24 protein-coding genes are annotated in these 22,786 nt (G+C 34.4%); 22 read left to right on the forward strand and 2 right to left on the reverse strand.

Features of this window, described 5'->3' with window-relative positions; genetic code table 11:
• Nucleotides 1-16 precede the first annotated feature (16 nt).
• On the reverse strand, nucleotides 17-1,039 hold the full coding sequence (locus F8153_RS15205; protein ID WP_192929856.1) for a DUF885 family protein: 1,023 nt from the start codon (nucleotides 1,037-1,039) through the stop codon (nucleotides 17-19).
• 657 nt (nucleotides 1,040-1,696) lie between these two features.
• Between F8153_RS15205 and F8153_RS15210 the strand changes: the two genes are divergently transcribed.
• The 4 genes from F8153_RS15210 to F8153_RS15225 all read left to right on the forward strand — a co-directional run bounded on the left by F8153_RS15210 (nucleotide 1,697) and on the right by F8153_RS15225 (nucleotide 5,044).
• The gene (locus tag F8153_RS15210; RefSeq protein ID WP_151867211.1) at nucleotides 1,697-2,764 is read left to right on the forward strand and encodes a hypothetical protein; all 1,068 of its coding nucleotides are present in this window, start codon (nucleotides 1,697-1,699) and stop codon (nucleotides 2,762-2,764) included.
• A 261-nt stretch (nucleotides 2,765-3,025) separates the two neighbouring features.
• Nucleotides 3,026-3,445 carry a thioesterase family protein gene (locus F8153_RS15215; RefSeq protein WP_151867212.1) on the forward strand — a complete coding sequence of 140 codons (420 nt, stop codon included), beginning with the start codon at nucleotides 3,026-3,028 and terminating at the stop codon, nucleotides 3,443-3,445.
• A gap of 185 nt (nucleotides 3,446-3,630) precedes the next feature.
• Nucleotides 3,631-4,344, forward strand: coding sequence for a PrsW family intramembrane metalloprotease (locus F8153_RS15220; protein WP_151867213.1), 714 nt, complete (start codon nucleotides 3,631-3,633; stop codon nucleotides 4,342-4,344).
• Between the two features lie 34 nt (nucleotides 4,345-4,378).
• Entirely contained in the window at nucleotides 4,379-5,044 is a 666-nt protein-coding gene (locus F8153_RS15225) for an HAD family hydrolase (protein ID WP_151867214.1), read from the forward strand.
• Between the two features lie 87 nt (nucleotides 5,045-5,131).
• Here F8153_RS15225 and F8153_RS15230 read toward each other — a convergent pair whose 3' ends face one another.
• Nucleotides 5,132-5,677: an MltG/YceG/YrrL family protein gene (locus tag F8153_RS15230; protein WP_151867215.1), complete on the reverse strand. Its 546-nt coding sequence runs from the start codon at nucleotides 5,675-5,677 to the stop codon at nucleotides 5,132-5,134.
• Nucleotides 5,678-5,932: 255 nt separating this feature from the next.
• Between F8153_RS15230 and F8153_RS15235 the strand changes: the two genes are divergently transcribed.
• From F8153_RS15235 to F8153_RS15320, 18 genes are all read left to right on the forward strand, one after another.
• Nucleotides 5,933-6,292: a monothiol bacilliredoxin BrxC family protein gene (locus F8153_RS15235; RefSeq protein WP_151867216.1), complete on the forward strand. Its 360-nt coding sequence runs from the start codon at nucleotides 5,933-5,935 to the stop codon at nucleotides 6,290-6,292.
• A 122-nt stretch (nucleotides 6,293-6,414) separates the two neighbouring features.
• Nucleotides 6,415-6,936: a signal peptidase I gene (gene lepB / locus F8153_RS15240; protein WP_151867230.1), complete on the forward strand. Its 522-nt coding sequence runs from the start codon at nucleotides 6,415-6,417 to the stop codon at nucleotides 6,934-6,936.
• 136 nt (nucleotides 6,937-7,072) lie between these two features.
• On the forward strand, nucleotides 7,073-7,507 hold the full coding sequence (locus F8153_RS15245; protein ID WP_151867217.1) for a response regulator: 435 nt from the start codon (nucleotides 7,073-7,075) through the stop codon (nucleotides 7,505-7,507).
• 83 nt (nucleotides 7,508-7,590) lie between these two features.
• Complete coding sequence (locus F8153_RS15250) at nucleotides 7,591-8,019, forward strand: CBS domain-containing protein (RefSeq protein WP_151867218.1); 429 nt, start codon at nucleotides 7,591-7,593, stop codon at nucleotides 8,017-8,019.
• Nucleotides 8,020-8,192: 173 nt separating this feature from the next.
• A complete protein-coding gene (locus F8153_RS15255; RefSeq protein WP_243137008.1) occupies nucleotides 8,193-9,878 on the forward strand; it encodes a nucleoside kinase in 1,686 nt (561 codons plus the stop codon).
• 69 nt (nucleotides 9,879-9,947) lie between these two features.
• Nucleotides 9,948-10,865: a glutaminase A gene (gene glsA / locus F8153_RS15260; protein WP_151867219.1), complete on the forward strand. Its 918-nt coding sequence runs from the start codon at nucleotides 9,948-9,950 to the stop codon at nucleotides 10,863-10,865.
• 144 nt (nucleotides 10,866-11,009) lie between these two features.
• Nucleotides 11,010-11,585, forward strand: a complete 576-nt coding sequence (locus tag F8153_RS15265) for an ArsR/SmtB family transcription factor (RefSeq protein ID WP_151867220.1) — start codon at nucleotides 11,010-11,012, stop codon at nucleotides 11,583-11,585.
• A gap of 298 nt (nucleotides 11,586-11,883) precedes the next feature.
• Nucleotides 11,884-13,395, forward strand: coding sequence for a serine/threonine protein kinase (locus tag F8153_RS15270; RefSeq protein WP_151867221.1), 1,512 nt, complete (start codon nucleotides 11,884-11,886; stop codon nucleotides 13,393-13,395).
• Nucleotides 13,396-13,398: 3 nt separating this feature from the next.
• The gene (locus tag F8153_RS15275; protein WP_151867222.1) at nucleotides 13,399-14,358 is read left to right on the forward strand and encodes an SAF domain-containing protein; all 960 of its coding nucleotides are present in this window, start codon (nucleotides 13,399-13,401) and stop codon (nucleotides 14,356-14,358) included.
• Complete coding sequence (locus F8153_RS15280; protein WP_151867223.1) at nucleotides 14,351-15,007, forward strand: hypothetical protein; 657 nt, start codon at nucleotides 14,351-14,353, stop codon at nucleotides 15,005-15,007. The genes F8153_RS15275 and F8153_RS15280 overlap by 8 nt, the downstream gene beginning before the upstream one ends.
• A complete protein-coding gene (locus F8153_RS15285; RefSeq protein WP_151867224.1) occupies nucleotides 15,008-15,823 on the forward strand; it encodes a P-loop NTPase family protein in 816 nt (271 codons plus the stop codon).
• Nucleotides 15,824-17,692 (forward strand): Flp pilus assembly complex ATPase component TadA, encoded by a 1,869-nt coding sequence (locus tag F8153_RS15290; protein WP_192929857.1) that lies wholly within the window; start codon nucleotides 15,824-15,826, stop codon nucleotides 17,690-17,692.
• Nucleotides 17,685-19,691, forward strand: coding sequence for a hypothetical protein (locus F8153_RS15295; RefSeq protein ID WP_151867225.1), 2,007 nt, complete (start codon nucleotides 17,685-17,687; stop codon nucleotides 19,689-19,691). Before F8153_RS15290 ends, F8153_RS15295 begins: the two co-directional genes overlap by 8 nt.
• Before the next feature lie 19 nt (nucleotides 19,692-19,710).
• A complete protein-coding gene (locus tag F8153_RS15300) occupies nucleotides 19,711-20,166 on the forward strand; it encodes a hypothetical protein (RefSeq protein ID WP_151867226.1) in 456 nt (151 codons plus the stop codon).
• 23 nt (nucleotides 20,167-20,189) lie between these two features.
• Nucleotides 20,190-20,567 (forward strand): hypothetical protein, encoded by a 378-nt coding sequence (locus F8153_RS15305; RefSeq protein ID WP_151867227.1) that lies wholly within the window; start codon nucleotides 20,190-20,192, stop codon nucleotides 20,565-20,567.
• Nucleotides 20,568-20,580: 13 nt separating this feature from the next.
• Nucleotides 20,581-21,120, forward strand: coding sequence for a hypothetical protein (locus F8153_RS15310; protein ID WP_151867228.1), 540 nt, complete (start codon nucleotides 20,581-20,583; stop codon nucleotides 21,118-21,120).
• The gene (locus F8153_RS15315; protein ID WP_151867229.1) at nucleotides 21,107-22,063 is read left to right on the forward strand and encodes a hypothetical protein; all 957 of its coding nucleotides are present in this window, start codon (nucleotides 21,107-21,109) and stop codon (nucleotides 22,061-22,063) included. The genes F8153_RS15310 and F8153_RS15315 overlap by 14 nt, the downstream gene beginning before the upstream one ends.
• Before the next feature lie 173 nt (nucleotides 22,064-22,236).
• Nucleotides 22,237-22,786: S-layer homology domain-containing protein (locus F8153_RS15320; protein WP_192929858.1), on the forward strand; the 550-nt coding region annotated here is incomplete at its 3' end.

Below are 22,786 nucleotides of genomic sequence, written 5' to 3' on the forward strand. Positions count from 1 at the left end.
TTGACATTGGGGGGCATTATACTTCTACACTGTATGTTTCTGCTTCTAAATCAATAAACTCTTCAAAACTTAAATCCTTATACTCTTCGTTTTCCATTAATATCTTCATGATTTCTTCTTTAATTCTTTCAACTTCTTTAAGTGCCATTTCATGAACTTCCTCAGGGGTATAATTAGTACTGGTGGTCTTTTTAAATAAATACTCATAATATTCATCACCATTCTTATATTTCCATATAGGACCCGATGTTTCAGAGGATTTTTTTCTTAGTTCTAAAGCATATTTCTTTAATCTTTCATAGGCTGGATATACTGTTATCACTATTTCCTCTTCTGCTCTTTTTATAAGCTCCTCTTTTTCCTTTTCATCTATATCACTTAGCTTTTCTACTTTATTTTTAAATTTTTTATAGAAGTCACTAAATTGAATATTTCTCCTTGTAAGCAGACTTGAATCGTAAATAAATTCATCTATGCTTTTTCTTGATGGAATAATTCCTTGATTTTCCCCTTCTTGTAAATCTTCAATAATTCTATCAAAGTGATTATTTAGCTTAGATAAAAATTCTAGGTAGCCTTCTGCATCAGCTTTGTTTTCTATTTTATAATTATTAAGTAAATATGAGCCTAAATCAATACCCGTTCCAGTCCAGTCATTTGTTGAAAAGTTATAATTTCTATATTTCTCTCCTTCTATTTCAATCTGTAGATACCATTTCATTGTTTCCATGGTAACTCTATCTACTTCCTCCAGTTCTGATGTTTTATATTTATTAAGATATTCTAGAGATTTTCTTAAATTATCATAGTAGCTAATATTTTCATTTTCTATAAGTTGTATCAGTTCAGAATTATCTGTTAAGGATTCATCATAACCTTTATAATAATTTGCAAGTTCATGATTAATGATTAAATAATTAACTTCAAAATCATTGAAAACTTCATTTACATCCTTTAATTCTTCTCTTGTACAAGCTGTAACACTAATTATCGATATAACTAATAATATTATTGTTAACCTTTTTAATCTTAGCTTCATTTTTATCCATCCCATAAATATTTTAGTTTAACGTCAAAGTATCCCATGTCTTACTGCTTACGGTGCATTAGCTGTTTTTCTCGTCTAATAGATCTTTAATACATAGAGTTTAACTAAAATTGTAATTTTATAGTAATTATACCATAAATGTAGATTATCTTCTTTATTTTAAAAGTGCATTGCAATAAAATATATAATTATAACAACCGCCGTTATTTGGAAGCCAATGAAAAAGAAGTGCTTTTATAGCTTCAATTTGCATTTTTATTAAAATTCCAACTAATTAACAAAAATGCTACCATTTTATAGAAGTTAAATAAATTTATGGGAATATGAATTTGACTTTCCTTTTATAACCAGTAGTGTCCTATCCTTTTAGCAGAAAGAGCTTATAAATGCCTATAACCATAGTGACTAATAGTATTAAAAGATTTAGTATTTGTCTTTAATGGAGGTCTGTTATTAACTAGGATATATAATCTCTAATACAGATACTGTCGAAAATCCTCGAATGAAAAATGAAGGAAAAGACTGATGTTTAGTGAAACTTAATAAGATATTCTAATATTATTAGTATGACATCGGATATGATTTAAAAAGAAGAATTTTGCATTTACATGAATAATAATAAGTATGAGGTTGAAGGAGGAATATATGATGAATAAAAGTTTAATATTGCTTATATGCTTGTCACTGATGATGTTAGTAGCTTGTGGGAATAAAGAACAAGTAAACACCAATGAAAATAATTTAATAAATAATACTGGGATGATGTATCTCTATGGAGAGATACATGGAAAAGAAATAATTCATAAGAAAGAAATAGAACTATGGAAGCAATATTACAATGAAGATGGTATGAGACATTTATTTATAGAGGCTTCATATCCTAAAGCACAATTACTTAATATATGGATGTCTGAGGATAATGATGACATTTTAAATGAAGTTATAACAACTGACTTCAATCCTGAAGCAATTAAGAATTTCTACAGGATTATTAAAAAAGAGTGTCCAGAAACTATATTTCATGGCACAGATATAGGGAAGGGCTATACTTCTCATGGTGTAACCTATCGTAATTATTTAGAAGATAACGATCTCGTAGATACAGAAATGTACCAACTAAATGAAGAAGCCATTAAGCAAGAGAAACATTTCATAGCAACTAGAGATGATTCTTACAGAGAAAAAATGTTGGTAGAAAATTTCATCCGAGAGTTTAATAAATTGAAGGATGAAAATATCATGGGAATCTATGGTGCAGCTCATATAAGTATGGAAGAAATTACAATGGAGAGCCATACTTTTGACTCAATGGGGAAACAATTAAGAGAACTTTATGGCGGTAGAATCACTTTGGTTGATTTGCCAAGTGAATTACTAAATGCGTTACTAGATGAACCAATTAAGGTGGAACAGATGGAAGTTGCAGGTAAAGAATACAAAGCTGAATGTTTTGGGAAAGATGAATATACTAATTCAAATGTAATAACAGCTTATGAATTTTGGCGACTAGAGGATGCATATGAAGACTTTAAGAATTCAAAATTAACAGGTAAAGAAGTACATGCTTATTCTTATCCAATGGAAATTGAAGAAAATCAGGTGTATGTTATTGTTCTCTTATTAAAAGACAATACTACAATGAAAATGTATACTCGTTCTGATGGAGATATTGAAGATGGTTTATTTATAACCAAAGAGTTCTTAATTAATGATTAGAATACTCCGTAAAGATCGAGGCAGCCAGGGGTGACAAGAAGTCACACAATACATTGTAGAGATACTGCCCCATTCATTTGGGGTAATCCTATCATGACTAACGTTGATGACAGTTGATATTACCCATTGGAGTGCAGAGATTATTAAAAAATACACCGATTCATCTAAAAATTTTACAGCTAATTTTGTATTCAAATGATATATTTATTAATATTATGGTATAAATAACCATAAATACAATAGATATAAGGAGGTTTTATCATGGTAGATATTAAATTGCAAGAAGGAATGATTTATACTATTCAAAAAAAGGTGAACTATGAGGATACAACCGTATCCTTTGGAAGGAGTGGAATAGAAACACTTTTTTCAACACCTGCCTTAGTAGGTCTTATGATTGAAGCGGCGGTAGAATTAGTTGGTGATAATATTCCCGATGGATTTATTACAGTTGTTAAGAAGCTAGAGGTAACCCATGATAAGCCAACTCTACAGGGCATGACAGTTACTATAAAAGCAAAGCTTATTGAAATTAAAGGCAATTTTCTACGTTTCGATATGGTATGCTTTGATGAACTGGGAGAAATAGCCACTGGTTATCAAGAACGACATATCGTTAATAAGGCGGCATTAATAAAAAAGGCCCATAGGAGGGCTGAATCCCTGGAGACTAAGCAATAAAATCAAAATTTGATAATAAAAACTTGAATTTTTATAACATAGAAACCCTTGTTTAATGAGGATGTGTTATTTACAACACATCCTTTTTAGTTTGTTTTTTTACTAATATAAGGAATTCTAACAATTGGATAGACGAAAAATAATGCCTAATACTAATATTAAATAACATCTGAAGGGAGAAATTTATGCTTACAAGATTATTTGTTATAGCCATCATACCAAGCATTGCAATTGCAGCAGCCATTTATTTAACAGATCGATATGATCGTGAGCCCTTAGCATTATTGATTAAAATTTTTATTTATGGTACATTAATTGTTGTTCCAGTAATATTTATTGAAAGATTACTGATAAGAATTAATATTTTTGGTGGAATTCTTGGAGCAGCCTACACAGCCTTTGTAGTTGCAGGCTTCACTGAAGAGTATTTTAAACGGCTGGTGGTTATAAAGGGTGCTTATAATAGCAAGTACTTTAATGAAAAGCTTGATGGGATTGTTTATTGTATATTTTCTGCCTTAGGCTTTGCCACAGTGGAAAACATTATGTATGTGGTTTTTAGGTTTTCAGGTAACTATTATGTGGGCATCATGAGGGGAATCTTATCTGTGCCAGCCCATGTGCTATTTGCAGTGACTATGGGATATTATTTATCCTTGGCTAAGTATACCGAGGATGAAGGATTAAGAAAGACCTATTTTAGAAGATCACTGATTGTACCCATAATATTACATGGCCTATTCAATTTTATTCTAATGGCCCAAATCCCATTACTAATGTTTATTTTTATACCTTATGTAATCTATTTGTGGAGAATGAACCTAATAAAGTTGAATAGATTTACGAAGGAAAGTAAAGATGGAATTAGGCCACATGACGATGAAGAACAATATAAATAAAATGTATGAAGGTTTACAATAAAGGGGGCAGAGTATGTTTGATCATATTGATGGAGTGGTTTTTGACTTGGATGGAACTTTAGTTGATTCTATGGGAATTTGGTATGAGGTGGATTGTGAGTTTCTCAGTAAGCGAGGGTTAGCGGTTCCTGCTAATATTAATAAGCTTACCGAAGGCAACAGTTTTACAGAAACCGCCATTCTCTTTAAAGAGCTTTTTCATTTATCTGAGACCATTGAAGAGATTAAGAAGGAATGGATCCTAATGACCTTAGATTATTATCAAAATAAAATACCCCTAAAGGATGGAGTGTTGGATTTACTAGAGTATCTAAAGGAAAATAAAATACCAATGGCTATTGCAACCAGCTGCAGTAGGGCATTGGCCCAGGCAGTAATTCGACAGCACAATTTAGAGGAATATTTTAAGGCTATTGTAACCTCCTGTGAAGTAGCAAAGGGAAAACCCCATCCTGACGTCTTCTTAAAAGCTTTAGAGCTTATGGGAGTTGAGGGGAAAAATGGACTAGCCTTTGAGGATACAGTAGCAGGAGTGGAAGCTGCTAAAGCAGCTGGTATGAGGGTTGTTGCTGTGTATGATAAACATTCTGAAGACTATGTAGATGAGATAAAGGAGAAGGCAGATTATTTTGTTCTGTCTATGGATGAGGCTATAGATGCAAATGAGATGGCAGTATAGTTATGATATGCTACTATTGAGAACATAAAAAAACCAGCTATTCTAAGTATAAGCTTACCTAGAATACTGGTTTTTTATAATATCAAGTTAATTCGACACCCTTGCGATGATACGAACAATTTCTTCTAAAGAAGAATCCGTTGGTATATCAAAGGTTCCTGAGTTTAATCGGGTAGCCAGATTCATATTTTCAGCAGTTCTAACGAATTCTGTGGGATTTTCTATTAAACCGTTTTCTTTCAGAATATTTGCGATACCTGCCCCAAAGGTTCCATCGGGAATGGTAATCCTTTTTACCTCAACCACAGTAACTGGGGGAGTAGATTCTTCTTGTTGCTGTTCTTCTTCAGGTTGATTAGCATCAGCAGCCTCTTCATCAGTTTCTCCTTCAGCCTCTGGAGTTTCCTCAACGATCTCTACTGCATCACCGATAATTGGATCTTCCTCTGGATTAGAGGCGTCATCGTTGGGATTAGTCGTTACCGTCTGTGGGTATTCAGCAGCAGTGACTGTAGGTCCCACCTCAAACCAATCACCTAAATTAAGAAATACAACACCAGACATAACAACTACTATAATTAGTGCTAGTAAAATATCTGTTGTATCATGTAACCAATCCCTAAGTTTTTCCATTCAATTCATCCTTTCTGATGCACTAAAAATCGCTTTTTATGTATATTATAAGAATAACATAAATAATAAAAAGAATTCAACTGGAGACAGATGTAAATATTTAGTTTGATGTGTAAGGTATTAAAAAGTGGGTAGATTAAATGGTAATAGACATATTCATAAATATTAATTACATATTATTTTAGGCAATCAGTTATAATATCGTTTAAAGGGTAATATACAATAAATAAAACATGTTGGTTAGGAGGGCTGTAAATGGCAAAAAGGATTAAAAAAATATCTGATTTGGGAGAATTGGAAAAACTCATTAAGAGATCAAACAAAAAACCCGTTTTTATTTTTAAACATGATGACTCTATACAGGAGAGTGAAGATGCTTATCAGGAGTATTTAGATTTTGCTGAGGATACAGAGGAGGATATACTTTTTTCTGTGATTTTTGTTAGGGAGGATGTCGAAGCTTCTGATGCCATAGAAGAATTGTTAGACGTGAATCATGAGGTTCCTCAATTGATTCTTGTGATGGACGAGGAGGCAGTATGGGATGATACAAAGGAAAATATTACTGCCGATAATCTAATTGAGGTTGTAAATGAGTTTATTATTGAAATCTAAAAACTTACCCCCTGTAAGCCACTTATTAGTTATTTTGTTGATTTCATTACTAAGCAGTGATACAATATAAAAAGAATTCTTAATCAGGAAAGACAGGGGGATTATTAGTGAAGAAAGAAATAATGGAGTGGGTAAAGACAATTGCCTTGTCTGTGGTTGTTGCATTAATTATAACTGCTTTTATTAAGCCTACTATCGTTAGACAACAGTCTATGAGTCCAACTCTTCAGGAATATGATTTGTTGATTATTAATCGCCTACTCTATAAACGGGGAGAACCTAAAAATGGGGATATAGTGGTGTTTCAATCAAATATAAAATCCGGCTTCGGGCAGGATAGACTTTTAATTAAAAGGATAATTGCTGTACCTGGAGACGAACTACTAATTGAAGATGGTCTAGTCTACTTAAATGGTAGCCTATTGGATGAGCCTTATTTAATTCATGGTCTCTACACCGATGGAAAATCTGTTGAAGGTGAAACCATAGTGATACCTGAAGGTAAGATATTTGCAATGGGTGACAATAGAGTAAATAGTATGGATAGTAGAGATGAATCAATAGGGCTAGTGGATGTTGATGAAATCTTAGGAAAAGCCTTTGTACGTTTATATCCCTTTAACAAATTACGACTTTTAAACTAAAGAAGATAGAGCCCTGGATAAAGTCCAGGGTTTTGTTATGCTTATAGGATTATTTTAGCATTTTTAGACAAGAAAGAAGGATTTAATCCTATTTAAGTCGAAAAACTCCCTATACTAATTATAAAGGTGGGGTAACATGAAAAAGCGGGTCTTAGTAGTGAATGATTCTAAATTTGAAGGAATTATTATGTTAGATTCCCTTACAAAACTAGGCTATGATGTTAAGCTAACGGATGAATATAGTGCTTTAGATTTAATTAAGACCTATGACCCCCATATAGCCATTGTAAATTACATAATGAAGGACACAACCGGCGATAAATTTATTATGAAAATTAAAAAAATAAAACCTTCAACTGATTGTTTTTTGTCCTCCTGTAATCAGCTTACTGCTAATGCCATCGTAACTGATGTAGATGGGATTATTCAAACACCTGTAACCTTAAAGGAGCTAATAAAGGTTATAGAAGCCATTGAAAAGACCCTAAAGTGTAGTAACTGTAATTCAGAAGTGGATAAGGCCTTTAATCATTGCCCCTATTGTGGATCAAAAATCAGTCTCACATCATAAAATGAAGATTTTTTACAATCCCCTCATAAAAAGCTTTATTATAGCAAATGATAATAACGAAAAATTATGAGGAGGATGAAAGAATGAAGGTTAGAGATGTTATGTCAACCCATGTTTCCTATGCTGATTTAAATTCTAGCATAACTGATGTAGCAAAAAAAATGAGAGACTTGAATGTTGGTTCTATTCCTATATGTGATCAGCAACAGCATCCAATAGGGATTGTTACGGATCGAGATATTGTTATTCGAGGCGTTGTTGAGGGAGTCCAAGGAAATGAAAAGGTTAGTAAAGTGATGTCTGGTGAGCTAATATCTATTTCTCCAGATATGCACGTACATGAAGCAGCAAGGCTAATGGGGGATAATCAGATTAGAAGATTACCTGTAGTTGAAAATGGCAGGATTGTTGGTATGGTAGCCATAGGAGATTTAGCAGTTCAAAATATCTACGAAGATGAAGCTGGAAAGGCCCTAAGCAATATTTCTACCCCCAGCAGGCCAATGATGTAAAACGAATCTATATTAATTAGAAGTTAAAGTTCTTGTATTGTATGGAAAAGAAAAGTTCCTATAGAATGCAGGAACTTTTTATTGTGATATAGAAACAATAGGAGAATATGATTATAATAGATATGGATAAACAGAATACTAAGTATAGGACACTAATATCGAGGGGGAATAGGATGATGGCAATTAACAATCAGGAAAATTCAAATAATATAGTTAAATTAATGATAAATAGTGAAATTCATAAATATCCTAAGGGAATTCCGTTAGAGGAAATTGCTAAAGATTTTCAAAAACAGGATAGTGGCTTAATTGTTGCTGCATTAATGAATAACCAATTAAAGGAGCTCTTTAACAAAGTAGAAGAGGATAGTGAAATAAACTTTATTGATATAAACTCAGCCATAGGCTCTAGAATCTATCAAAGAAGCTTAGTTTTTGTATTTATAAGGTCCTGTATGGAATTATTCTCGGGATGTAATGTTTCTGTAGAGCATTCCATTAGTAAGGGTCTCTACTGCGAAGTGCACTATAAACGTTCTATAGATGAAAATGATGTAGCACGAATTCAAGAGCGTATGGAAGAAATAATCGCTGAGGATGTAGCCTTTGTTAAGAACAGAATCCCAGTAGATGAAGCCAAGGATATATTCAGAGATTATGGACAAATGGGTAAGGTTAAGCTTCTTAAATATAGAGAAAAGCCCTATATCAATATGTACCAATGCGGATGGCTGAAAAACTATTTCTATGGTTATATGGTACCATCAACAGGCTATCTAAAGGCTTTCAAATTAAAGTTTTATAATCCTGGGATTGTAATACAATTGCCAAGGATAGAACTTGGAGGAGAAATTGGACCCTTTCAGGAGCATCCAAAGATATTTAAAGTATTTAGAGAAACGGAAAATTGGGGCAAAATCCTGGAAATTGATCATGTGGCCTCTTTAAATGATTTAATCGTTTCTAGAAAAGAAGGGGAATTTATTAGGATTGCTGAAGCCCTCCATGAAAAGAAAATTGCTGAAATTGCTGATACCATTACCAATCATGTTTTAGAGAAAAGAGTCATTCTGATAGCTGGTCCCACATCATCAGGCAAAACCACCTTTGCCCAAAGACTGATGATTCAGCTTAAGGTAAATGGCTTGAAGCCAGTTTCAATATCCCTTGATGATTACTTTGTGGATAGGGAAAAAACTCCAAAGGATGAATATGGAGAGTATGATTTTGAATCCCTTTATGCCATCGACTTACAATCCTTTAATCGAGATTTAATAGCCCTCCTTAAAGGAGAAGAGGTTGAGCTACCTCAATTTAATTTTCATACCGGCTTAAGGGAGTATAATGGAAAAAAGCTGAAAATTGACAAGGACCAACCCTTAATTTTAGAAGGTATTCATGCTTTAAATGATGAGCTAACAGCATCCATTAATAAAGATCTCAAATTTAAAATCTATATAAGTGCTCTAACTCAATTAAATATTGATGAGCATAATAGAGTGCCAACCACTGATACTCGATTAATAAGACGAATTGTTAGAGATTACAAGTATCGGTCTAATGATGCCTTAAGAACCCTTTCCCTTTGGGATTCTGTAAGAAGGGGAGAAGAAAAGAACATATTTCCCTTCCAAGAGGATGCAGATGTAATGTTTAATTCAGCCCTTTTTTATGAACTCAGCCTTCTGAAAAAAAGTGCAGAGCCTCTTTTAAGGCAGGTTGATCCGGCTAGTCCATATTTTTCGGAAGCTAAGCGATTATTAAAATTCTTAAGTTATTTTGTTGCCCTAGAAAATGAAGTGGATATACCAAGAACATCAATATTAAGAGAATTTATTGGAGGCAGTGCCTTCCATTAATTAGTTGACTTTTTGTCTTGAATCTAATATCTTTAATCTTGTGAAAATTATTTGACGGAAGGTGAAGCTATGGATTTAAGATTAATGGAAATATTAGATAGAAATAGACAATACATTAAGGATGGTAAGCTACCAATTTATATTCCTGAACTGTCTAAGGCAAATATTAATGCGTTAGGCATCTATATATCAACCTTAGATCATCAAGAACATATGGCTGGAGATTATTTATATCCCTTTACGATACAGAGTATTTCAAAGGTAGTTACTTTAATGATGGCCCTTGAAGATCAGGGTAAGGATGCAGTTTTTGCAAGGGTAGGTATGGAGCCCACTGGAGATGCCTTTAATTCAATGATGAAGCTTGAAATGATTCAACCATCAAAGCCCTTTAATCCTATGATAAACGCAGGGGCAATAGCTGTAACCTCTATGATTAAGGGTAGCTCCCATGAGGGCATCCATAGAATCCTTAATTTCTTTAGAAAAATTACAGGAAATCAACAATTAAACATTAATCAAGATGTGTATCTATCAGAAAAACGTACCGGTGATTTAAACAGAGCAATGGCCTATTACATGAGAAATGTAGGGGTCCTTAAGGGGGATGTTGAGGAGCATTTGGATACCTATTTTAAGCAATGCTCCATTGAAGTAACCTGTAGAGATATCGCTAGGATAGGAGGATTTATCGCCAATAATGGAATTTTACCTGAAACCGGAGAAAGGTTAATAAAAGAAGAATATGTAAAGATCGCAAAAACCTTTATGGTGACCTGTGGTATGTATAACGCATCTGGTGAGTTTGCCATAAATGTTGGTATACCAGCAAAAAGCGGTGTTGGGGGAGGCATTATGGCAGTTGTACCAGGGAAAATGGGCATTGGAGTTGTGGGGCCATCCCTTGACAATAAAGGAAATAGCATTGCAGGAGTTAGAGTTTTGGCAGACCTATCAGAGAAATTTCGACTGTCGATGTTTTTATAAAATAATGAGAAGTGTTACAATTTTTTAATAATTTCTTTTGACAACTTTTACAAAAAATATTATAATTATATATAATTGTAACTTTATATAGTATGGAAATGGCATAAGATGCATTCCACAATTTAATGATAAAGGGGAATATATATGAAGGATATACTAGTTTTAAGGGAGTTGGAGCAAATTAAAGCAATTTCCCATCCCTATAGAGTAGAAGTTTTTGAATGCTTCGAAAGTGATCAACCTCAATCAGCTAAGCAGATAGCAGAAAAGCTTGGTGAACCCCATGCTAAGGTTAATTACCACATTAAAAGTTTACTAAAGGTTGGGATACTAGAGTTAGTTGATGAAAGGGTAAAATCTGGAATTATTGAAAAATATTATTTGCCTGCAGCAAAGGCATTGGTAATTGACAAAAGCTTTGTACAAAATGCCGATGATGATATGGTTCAAACAATGAATCAAGCTTCAATTTCCTTTTTTGAAAAAATCAGCGAGGACTATTATAGAGCTGCTGAAAATCCATTGCAGTACAGAAAGTATATCAATCATTTAAATGAATATTACCTAACCCATGATGAGGTTAAGGATATCATGGAGAAGGTGGATGTATATATTCATGAGTTAATTAAGGATAAAAAAGATAAAACTAGAAAGGATGTACATCCTTATAATATTGCAATATTAGGAATACCTATAGTTAAACCTAAAAAGCGCGGATAATCTCCGGGCTTTTGCTATTTTTAAGTTAGAATTTCATAATCAAGTAGGGATAGTATCCCTACTTTTTTTGTTGTAAACTGTCGATTTTCGTCTAATGGTTTTTTGGAAAAACTTTCTCCAAATTATTGCATAAAATACCATAAATTTGGTATAATTGCCATAGTTTCACTGTAAAAAGCTGTAAGGATTGGCTGGAAATAAAAATAATAGCGAATCCTAGTATATAGCTTATTTTTTTTATAAATCAGAAATCCATACTGACAAAGCAAACCAAATATTTCTAGGTGGAGGGTTTTGAATGCCAGAAAAATATAATGATCATCAATTGGACCAAGAAACAGAACTGCTTGCCAATGAATCTGTAACCCCTAATGATGACGGTGAGATAGATGGCCTATTGCCAACTGGTAGTATATTAATGAATTTATACAGGATAGAGGGTCTCTTGGGTAAAGGGGGAATGGGTAGGGTTTACTTAGCACGGAACTTAAAGCTTGGAAATGTATGGGCTATTAAACACATTCCCAATAATCAAATAAAAAGGGGCATGTTGACTGCAGAGGAAGATATTCTAAGAAGGCTTAATCATATTTACTTGCCACAAATTGCAGATGTCTTTCAAGATGTATCTGGAACCTTTATAGTTGAAAGCTATATCGAAGGAATCACCCTTGAAGAAAAAATGAAGAGGGAGGGGCCCTTCAAGGAAGTCAACATACTAGAATGGATCCTGCAGCTAACAGAGGTTTTAGGATATCTACACAATATTAAGCCTAAGGCTATTATTTATAAAGACATGAAGCCATCCAATGTCATTATAACAGCAGATAATAAAGCCATTTTAATCGACTTTGGCATATCCTCAGAAATTAAAGAATCTATAGGGCCTATTGCAGCTACTTCAAAATTTGCTGCCCCTGAACAGCTGAAGGGTTTTTGGGATCAAAGAACGGATGTATATAGCCTGGGACTTATGATTTATTACCTGCTGACTCATAAGATTCTAAATCCCAATGACTTATCCCTTAAAAATTCTAATATCTCTAATAGGATGCAGAGGGTTATCGAAAAATCCACAAACCTTGATCCCAGTAAAAGATTTCAGACAATGGAAGAGTTTCGAGAAGAAGTTTATAAATGCAACTCTAACCACCATTCATTTAGTACCAATAGTGATTATATCAACAATGGATTAAGGAATATTTCATTTCTTGGTGTAAAGGGAGGGGTAGGTACAACCCATGGAATGCTTTTATTAGCCAGTTATCTATCCCGAAAATTTAAAGTAGCAGTAATTGAATTAAATAGTACCAATGCTTTTAAGGAAATAGCTGAAATCACCTCCAGTAGGATAGTGAATGAGGAGTATTTTTCCTTTAATAAAGTAGATTACTATCTAAATATAAGGACTTCAAAGTTTTTTTCCCACTATAGAAGAAGGTATGATTTTGTATTGTTAGACTTTGGTTCCTATGAGGAGTTATATGATATTGACGAGTTTATTAGAAGTGATCTTCAAATTATATTGGGACATGCAGTCGATTGGAAGATAAGAGAAATCAAAAAGTTTTATCAGGATACTAGAACATATGATCCTAATCATGAATGGAAATATCTCATACCCTTCTTGACGAAAAAGGATATCAAGGAGCTATCGTCTTTTATGATGAATAAACTCTATCCTTTACCCTTTAATCCAGACCCCTTTGTACCTTCAAGGGAAATAGAAGAGATCTTTGATTCAATATTGGGTATTCAAGGGAGCTCTAGTAAAAGAAGATTAGTAAATTTACTGAAGAAAGGAAGATAACTAATGGCCTTTGGTAAGAAAAGAAATAGGCTTAAAAGGCTTATAATGATGATAGTTCCTATAATTCTACTACTATCTGGTGCTGTGGTAGGGGGGATGTACCTATATGATCAGCAGATAGACGAGATAAGAAATCAATATGAGTCAGAAATTAATGATTTGCAGATGGAAATATATCAAAGTAAGCGAATAGCCTATGTTCCAAAGGAAGAGATAAAGGCTGGGACTAGACTATCGCTAGAGCTACTTGAGGAAATAGAAATTCTATCAAGCGTACCTCAGGGACGTTTCATTACTGAGGAGGATCTTGGGAAAATCGCAAAAGTTGATTTGCAAATCAATACACCAATATACAAATCTATGACCTTAGTAGAGGATATTAGTGATGATTTAAGGGAAGAAGAATTTAACATGATATTACTTCAGAGTAATATGGCTAAAGATAAGTACATCGATGTTAGAATCACCTTTCCGAATGGTGAAAACTATATCGTTTTAAGCAAGAAAAAGATAAGGGATGTAGCCTTAGACAAGAATACCATCTGGCTTTGGTTAAAGGAAGAAGAAATCCTAAAATTCAGTAGCGCTATAGTTGATGCCTATATACACCATGGTACAAAGCTATATACAGTAACCTATGTGGAGCCCGGTCTACAGAAGGAGGCAATAGCCAATTATACTCCCAACATCAATGTCTTAAATATTATTGCAAGTAATCCCAATATCGTGGAGGAAGCTAAGGCTGAGCTTCACCAGCAATTAACAAGAGACTTAAGAAATGGTCTAGATGAAAGACTAGCCCTCCTAAAATCTGAAGATATCATGATGGTGAATTCGGGTATAAAGGATGAAACCAATAGAAGAAATGATAAAATCAGTGAAGATTTTTCTGAAGATATTCAAGAGGATGAACTAAAGTCAGAGTCAGAGGATAACCAGAAGGAGGGTGATTTTTTTGATTAAGCTGGGCTTCTGGGGTTCATACAAAACAGATATCCTCCATTATTTTTCTCGGATACTAAATGCCTTAGATAAAAGGGTGATTATTTATGATGATAGTAATGATGAATATCTTTATCACTCTATTCCCATGGTTGATAGGGGCTTTATAACCTATAGAGATGTTGACATTTATATCAATAGGGAGGGTTCTTCCTTAGAAATCAGTAATGAAGAATATGATGTAACATTAATGGATTTTGGTTTTGATCAATCAAAAATGCATCAGTTCTTAGATTGTGACATAAAGCTTCTAGTAACTGATTTTCAACGACACAACATCTTAAGGGTTAAGGATATGATGGTTGAAATTAATGATAAACCTGACCTTATAAGAATCTATAGAGATATTGTTGATAGTAAAATCAATACTCGTTACATAGATAATCTTTTGAAGCTTGAGGATAGCTTTAACCTTTTGGCAGAATATAACCTTTACTTTGATGAAGTAGCTTATAAATCTCAAATTGAATGTCAGTACAATGATATTATCAGTTTTAAAAAATTACCCAAAGAATACAAAATAATGTTTAAAGAAATCATCAGGGAGTTCTTTAGCTCGGATGATAAAACCGTTATAAAAGCCATTAAGACTGCAGAGGGGGGAAGGTAATTGCTAATATCTTTTTGGAGCACAGTAAATGGACAAACCGCCACAACTACTAATACCATTGCCATTGCCTTAATGACTGCCCTTGAATATAGATTTAAAATACTATTAACCCATAATCATTTTGAGAGGAGTACCTTAGAGACTTCATTATTTGAAGGCCGATATATACAATCAGAACGAAGGGACCTATCGGATATAGGCATCGATGCCTTAAGCAGATTCATTAAGTTTAATAAGATAGATAAAGAGAATTTTTCTAATTATGCAACTACGATACTTAAAAACAGGATGGATGTTTTATTTGGAACCAACAAAACCAATAGGGGGCTATTTAATAGTGAACTTGAGGCTGTAATAGACATTTTTTTAACCTCTGCTAGAGATTATTATGATTTGATCTTTTTTGATCTTGCAGCTGGAGAAAATCGTCTGTCAAATTCAATCCTAGAGGCTTCAGACTTAATTATTGTGAATCTTAATCAAAATCTCAATCTTATAGAGGACTTTTTTAATAAACATCCTATTTCATTATCAAAGGCATTCTTTCTCATAGGAATCTACGACAAGGATTCTAGATACAACCTTAAGGTATTAAAGCGTAAATATAAGGAACTAAAAAATTCAGCGGTTGTTCCCTATAATAGGGAATTTGCTGACTCCTGTAATGAAGGAAGGGCAGTAGAGTTTCTCTTAAGGAATCTAGAGGCCCCAAAGGATGATCGTAATTATGATTTTATTAAGGAACTAAGAAATACAACTAAGCTGTTACTAAGCGCCACCGGCGTCGATATACACTTGAAAAAGTTGGGTGATTAAATGATAAATAAAATTCTGATTTCCTTGATATTACTGGTATTTATCCTCTGCTTACTTAAATTCTTTAAGTTCAATAAAAAATATCTAAAGGTTAGCTATGAGGTGGATGAAGATAAATACCATATAGATGTTCTAACAACCTATATAAAGAACACCTTTGATGAGATCTTAAAGGTTAATCTTTATGATATGAATCTATCGAAGGAGGAGTTTCATAAAAAATTTCATAACAGAAACCAGTTGAGGAAGGCTTTGAAATCCTGTACCTATGGGGATGTAAATGCTAAAAACTATATTAAGGATTATATTAAAGATATTCTATTAAAATCTTATAAAATTGACGAAGGTAACATCAATAAGGTGAAAAACTTTGACAGACCTAAGGAACTAACTGTACAGGATAAATTCGATATTTTACTTTACATCTATAAGCAAAGGCATGGCTACAGAGGAATGGAGCAGCTTATTGTGGAAAACCAGCTGGATAAGCCTAAGGAGAATGAGGACGGAATAAGCTATATAATAACTGCCGCTGAAATAGAGGATATTTATTTTAGTAGGGTTAAACGGATAAGAAGCTTTGAGGATAAGCTCAATATCATTGTTCAAAGGATCTATCAGCGATACAAGGGCTATGGTGTAATTGATGAGATAAGAGATATGAAGATTGATGGTGTATCGGGAGGAGTATCGGGGATCCCTTCTACCTTTCATGAAGAAATCGACTTTAGAGAAAGCTTGAATATAATTGCAAGCTTGCCCTTTTCCCATGATTCTGTTTGGATATTTTTTAAGGGGAAGACCATACACCTTTCCTTTTTAAGCTTTGGTTCGGAAAAGGAGCTTATTAGAGTATGTAAGAATATTTATCGATATAATAATCCCGGACAACTTTCAGAAAGCAATGGATATAAAGTTAATGAAATGAAGGATGGAAGCCGTGTGGTGGTGGCAAGACCCCCTTTTTCAGAATCATGGGTTTTCTTTGTAAGGAAATTTGATAGCATCGAAAAGGAGCAGCCAGAAGATTTAATAATTGATAAAAATAATCATATTCCTATTGGTCTTATTAGGTGGTTAATTAAGGGCTGCAGGGTAACTGCAGTTACCGGAAGCCAGGGGACGGGAAAAACAACCCTTTTGATGTCTATTATTAAATACATTAATCCCACCTTCACCCTTAGAATACAGGAAATGGCCTTTGAGCTACACCTTAGGCGGATATATCCCCTTCGAAACATTGTAACCTTTAGGGAAACCAGTACAATTAGTGGACAAGAGGGGTTAGACCTCCAGAAGAAAACCGACGGTACTGTGAATATTCTTGGAGAGGTAGCCACGGCACCAGTGGCATCTTGGATGATACAAATGGCTCAAGTGGCATCTCTTTTTACTCTATTTACCCACCATGCAAAAACCAGTGAAAATTTAGTTGTAGCCCTAAGAAATAATCTGCTGCAAACGGGGGTCTTTAACAATGAGGCAGTTGCAGAAAAACAGGTGGCAGAGATCATCAATTTTGATATTCATCTGAATAAGGATATAACAGGCCACAGATATATTGAACGGATTACAGAGGTTATACCCTTATCACAGCATAGCAAATATCCTAACAATTATAAAACCCAGGAAGGCTATGAAGATAAAATGGCAGGTTTTTTAGAAACGATGGAGGAGTTTTTTCATAGAATGACAGACCGTAAAACCTTTGAAACCAGAGATATTATTAGATGGGAAAAGGGAGAATATAAAATCCACCAATCCTTAAGGAAAGAAACCTTTAATGAAATAATCAGACACTTAACCATAGAGGAAGAGGAAGATTTTAAAAACTTTATTCATGAGCATTGGGGGAATTGCTATGAGTGATATTACAATAATTTATCTATTAATAATAGCACTTTTTGTAGCAATTGCAGTTCTAGTTGCCACTCTTCTGATATACCAAAGACAGAAAAAGGCAAAAGAAATAAAGGCTGATGTAAGGTATCGCCAAGATTTTTTAAATAAATCTTACTATTTTTTCAATCAGCTTCCCCTGATTAAAAACTACATAAAAAGAATTAGACGGCACATAGAGTACATTGAGCTTTCTGATGGCTGGACAATTAATCGAAGAACCATGAAGTTTACCTATATATCTTTAGGCATATCCTTTTTAATGTTTCTATTCCTAATGCTGGTGGAGATGAACCTTTATTTTTTCATCATCTCCATCCTAACAATATATATAGTACATAACCAGATTGTTAGAATTTTAGTGGATAGGCTAGAAAATAGACTTCTTATCCAGTTTGAGAAATTTATTGGAGATGTAAGACATCATTACCATGGTCATGGAATGATTGATGAAGCTATATATGACACCATTGAAGGAAGTCATTATGAAATCTCCCTTCATGCTAATAAGATGTATCAGGTTTTGACCTCCGATGATGTAGAAAATGAAATTGATAAATATAATGATTTAGCTCCAAATAAATTTTTTAAGACCTTTATTGCTCTTTGTTACCTTGTTCAAAAGTTTGGTGATCAGATTATCGATGGGAAATCCATGTTTCTTTCAAATTTAAATCATCTAAAGCAGGAGATAAATCTAGAAATCCTTAGAAGGGAAAAGCTTAATTATCTTTTTAAAAGCCTTTCAATTATAGCCATATCACCAGTATTTTTCTTAAAGCTGATAGAAGGATGGGCCTTAATGAATTTACCTGAGCTTAGTGTATACTACAATGGCGCCTATGGCTTTGTAGTTGAAATCATCTTATTCTTTGTCATCATTATTTCCTATCAGATGATTAATAGGATGCAGAACAATAGTCAAGAATTTACTCCCCTCATCAATAGAATGGAAGAGTTTCTCCTAAGATTTGGTCCAATAAGGGATTCTGTGGATAGACTGATAGTAAACAATTACGGCAAGTCTATGAAACTAGACAGGCTTTTAAAGGTGACGGGGAGCCAATCAAAGGTAGAGTTATTTTATTTAAAACGACTTACCTGGGCATTGATTGGATTTGTAGCTTCATTGGGGATTTTCTTAAATGCTCAATATATCTCCCGTAATAATATCCTTGATGGACATTCTAGCTCCAGTCATCAGGTTGAAATGAAGGCAGAAGCTCAACTGGCGGAATTTGATAAGGAATATATACGGATGTTTGCAAATAAGAAACCAACCTATCAGGAGGTGGAGGCAGTCCTTGCTGATAATAGTAGTATTGAGGACAAACAGCTATTGGCCATCACAGCCAAAAGGATTCAAGAAAAACTAAAAGTCTATAATCAAAGTCACTTTATGTGGTGGCAATTGATTATTTGCATATTTACAGCTATCACCTTCTATCAAATACCCCTATGGTTATTGCTATTTAGAAGAAAGGTACAGCAAATGAATATGGAGGATGAAGTGCTACAGTTCCATACAATAATTCTGATGCTGATGTACATAGAAAGAATCGCAGTTGAAGATATTTTGATTTGGATGGAGGAGTTTTCACAGATTTTTAAGGCTTCTATAAGAAAATGCCTAAACAACTTTGAATATGGGGATTTTGAGGCCCTTGAAGAGCTAAAGATTGATGAACCCTTTCTACCCTTTACAAGGTTGGTTGAAAACCTTCAATCAGCAAGCGACAAAATTTCAATACCCCAGGCCTTTGATGAGCTGGTTATAGAGAGGGGATATTATCAGGAGAAGAGGAAGCAGGATAATGAAATAATGGTAAACAAAAAGGGTCTATATGGAAAGCTGATTGCCTTTATACCCTTAGGAGCCGTTTTGTTCTTATACTTATTGTTACCCTTTACGCTATTCTCAATAAGTCAGCTAGTCAATTACTCAAGTGAAATTAAAAATGCTTTATAACGAAAGGAGAAGATAAACGATGGATAATTCAGTAAAGGCAATCTTAATCGGTGCTTCGGTGGCCATAACCCTCATTATTGTAACCCTAGGTTTTTTCATTTTAAGACAGGGTCAGGAGAGTATTAACTTATCTGCAAAGCAGATGAGCGACATTAATAGCACACTATCAGAATCGGAATACACCATTTATGACGGATTAACCATTTCGGGTTCTGAGGTGGTTAATGTAGTGAAGAAGTTTAAAGATGAATATATAGGAGTTCTTGTAATCACCAATAGTGAGTCAACCTGGTATATCCATACTGTAAACATAACATCTGGTGAGGGTTCTATTGTTTCGGAATCAACCCATTCCATTTCTGATGCACTAGATGAAACCGATAATCAATATATAAACCCCAATGGCAAATTTCAAGGGGCTGTTGTTCGGGATGAAAACGGAAGAATCGTGGCAATAACCTTCGATCAGAAATAAAGGGATAAATGGAGTATAGATTTATGTCTGATAATTTAACGGATTTTATTTATAGGGTATCTACGGCCCTAATGTTTATTGTGGCAATTTCGAGTCAGTTATTTTTTTATAATGGTACTTCAAAAACCATTTCTTTTATTGAAGAAAGCTATAGTAGTGGAAGGACAATCTATGAAGGTAGCCCCTTACAGGAGGATTACTCTGTAATGGGGTCAGAAATCATCAGTCAAATTACTCTAGGGTTGGAAAAACCCATAGAAGTGGATGGAGTATCGATCAATACCGATGTTGATATATACAACTTTAACTTTTCAATAATAAATCCTACAGGAAATTACGATGTGACTAATATTATCGATGGCAATGGAATAATTATGAAAGTAGTCTATAGGCAGCGGTAGAGGAGGTAAATAGATGGGGGATTCGTTAAGTAAAATTGTAGCAATTATCATAGGGGTGTTTCTACTATTCATCTATCCTATCTCCAACATGTTTGAAAGGCAGGACGATATTACTAGGATTTTTGTGCTGGCAGAAACCACTAAGCTGGTGGATTCTGTTCGTAATTTGGGGTATATAACCCCTACTATGTATTTAGAGTTTAGCAATAATCTAGCCGCCACCAACAACCTGTACGATATACAGATGGAGCATAGAAGAAAAGTTTATGATCCCCTCTACGATGACCCAACCATTCCATCAACCTTTAAGGACACCTTTAATATCAACTATACAGCCAATTATACTGAGGATATTATGGAAACCCTCTTCCCAGATCCACCCAATACGGATGGGAAATATACCTTTTCCAAGGGAGACTATTTTTTAGTAAAGGTTACCAATAGGAATAAAACCATAGCAACTAGAATCCATGAAATGCTCTATGCTACTTTTTTATCCACCGAGAAAATTATCGTAAAATACGGGGGTATGATAAAGGATGAAGATTACTGATTTTGCAATATTGTTTGTTATAATAACCCTACCCTTTAACATACTTTTAGGGATTAAAACTGCCAACCTTAATAATGGATTATATAAAAGCCTTGAGATGAATCGAATCATCGATACTGCTGTAGAAGATGGAGTATCCCAGCTGGTAACCGTTGGTGGGGATAAAGAAATCACCCTTAATAAGGAAAGGGCTATGGAGGCCTTCTTTAACTCCTTGTTTTTAAATATGGATGTTGTAGGAGATGAAATTGCTCAAAAGAAGATCCTTGGTTATATACCAGCCATGGTAATTGTTGATTATGATGGCATCTATCTTTTAACCAATCAGGAGTATACAGCAGCTGATGGCTATAAAGAAATAAAACCAATATGGAAACCCAAAGTGCCCTATTCCTATAGTGATGGTAGCTATATATATTCCTTTTCTTTAGATGATTATATAGAGATTTATGATATAGCCAATAATAGAATTTTAAAGGGTCTTCAGGGTGATTTAAAGGCAGAAATCCCCAGTGATATCATTCAACAGGATGAATTGTTTGAAAATGTCCGTAGAAGAACCATTATAGAGGCTATTAAGAGGGAAGTGAATCATAGTATCAATAACCATAATTTAATTGCCCATCAATTTGGAATAACCTACAGCTTCACTTTGCCTGTCATTGACGATGAGGATTGGCATAAGACCCTAGATGATGTGGGGATGCTGGTGTTCTTTCAAGGGTTACCCATAGGAATAGGTGGCCAGAGGTATAACAATTATGCCCTAGGGGGAGCACGGGTGGTAAAGGGACAGCATTATTATCAACAAGTAAACCCCAATGGAATTACCTATTACCACAAGGAGGGCTGTCCTTTCCTTTTAACCAAGGAGGAGCTGGTGGACAGTAGGAGGGAGGCTGCAAGGGGCGGGGCCTTCCCCTGTAGAGAGTGTTGGCCGTAGGAGTAGTTATAAGTGAAAAGTTAATAGTGAAAAATGAAAAGTTAAAAGTTAAAAGTGAAAAGTGGGGAATTGAAAATAATAAGTATTTTGAGAAATTTTCAAAAGTAAAATTTCAACATCAACTCAACATTTAACATTCAACATTTAACATTAAAATAGGGAGGTATCAATCTATGAAAAAATCTATGATTATTCTAGCTATTGTATTGGTTTTATCTACTGTTGGCTTTGCCTTTGGAAGCATAGCCAATGTAAATATTCAAGATATCGTTTCAAGATTCAGTGACATTTCGGAAAACCACTGGTTTGCCAAGACAGTAGCAACCCTGGTGGAAAGGGGCGGAATTGATGGTTATACCGACGGAACCTTTAAGCCCCAAAGGGAAATAACCCAAGGGGAGTTTATTAAGACAGTGGTGGGAAGTCTGCATCAAGAACTACCCTTAGCCAAGGATGGGCATTGGGCAATGAATTATATCAGAAGGGCAGTGGAGCTTGGGTATATTGAGGAAGGCGAGTACCCAGAAGCAAACTTAAACAATATCATCAACCGCTATCAAATGGCCAAAATTATAGTTAATGCTGCAGTGGCCCAAGGGGAGACCTTTATGGAAAACCCCAGTAGCTACATTGAAAGAATAAAGGACTACAACAGCATTCCTGTAGGATATAAGGAGCTTGTTTTAAAGGCCTATACTCAGGGGCTTTTAGGAGGCTATCCCG

Source organism: Alkaliphilus serpentinus (assembly GCF_009017255.1).
GTDB lineage: Bacteria > Bacillota > Clostridia > Peptostreptococcales > Natronincolaceae > Alkaliphilus_D > Alkaliphilus_D serpentinus.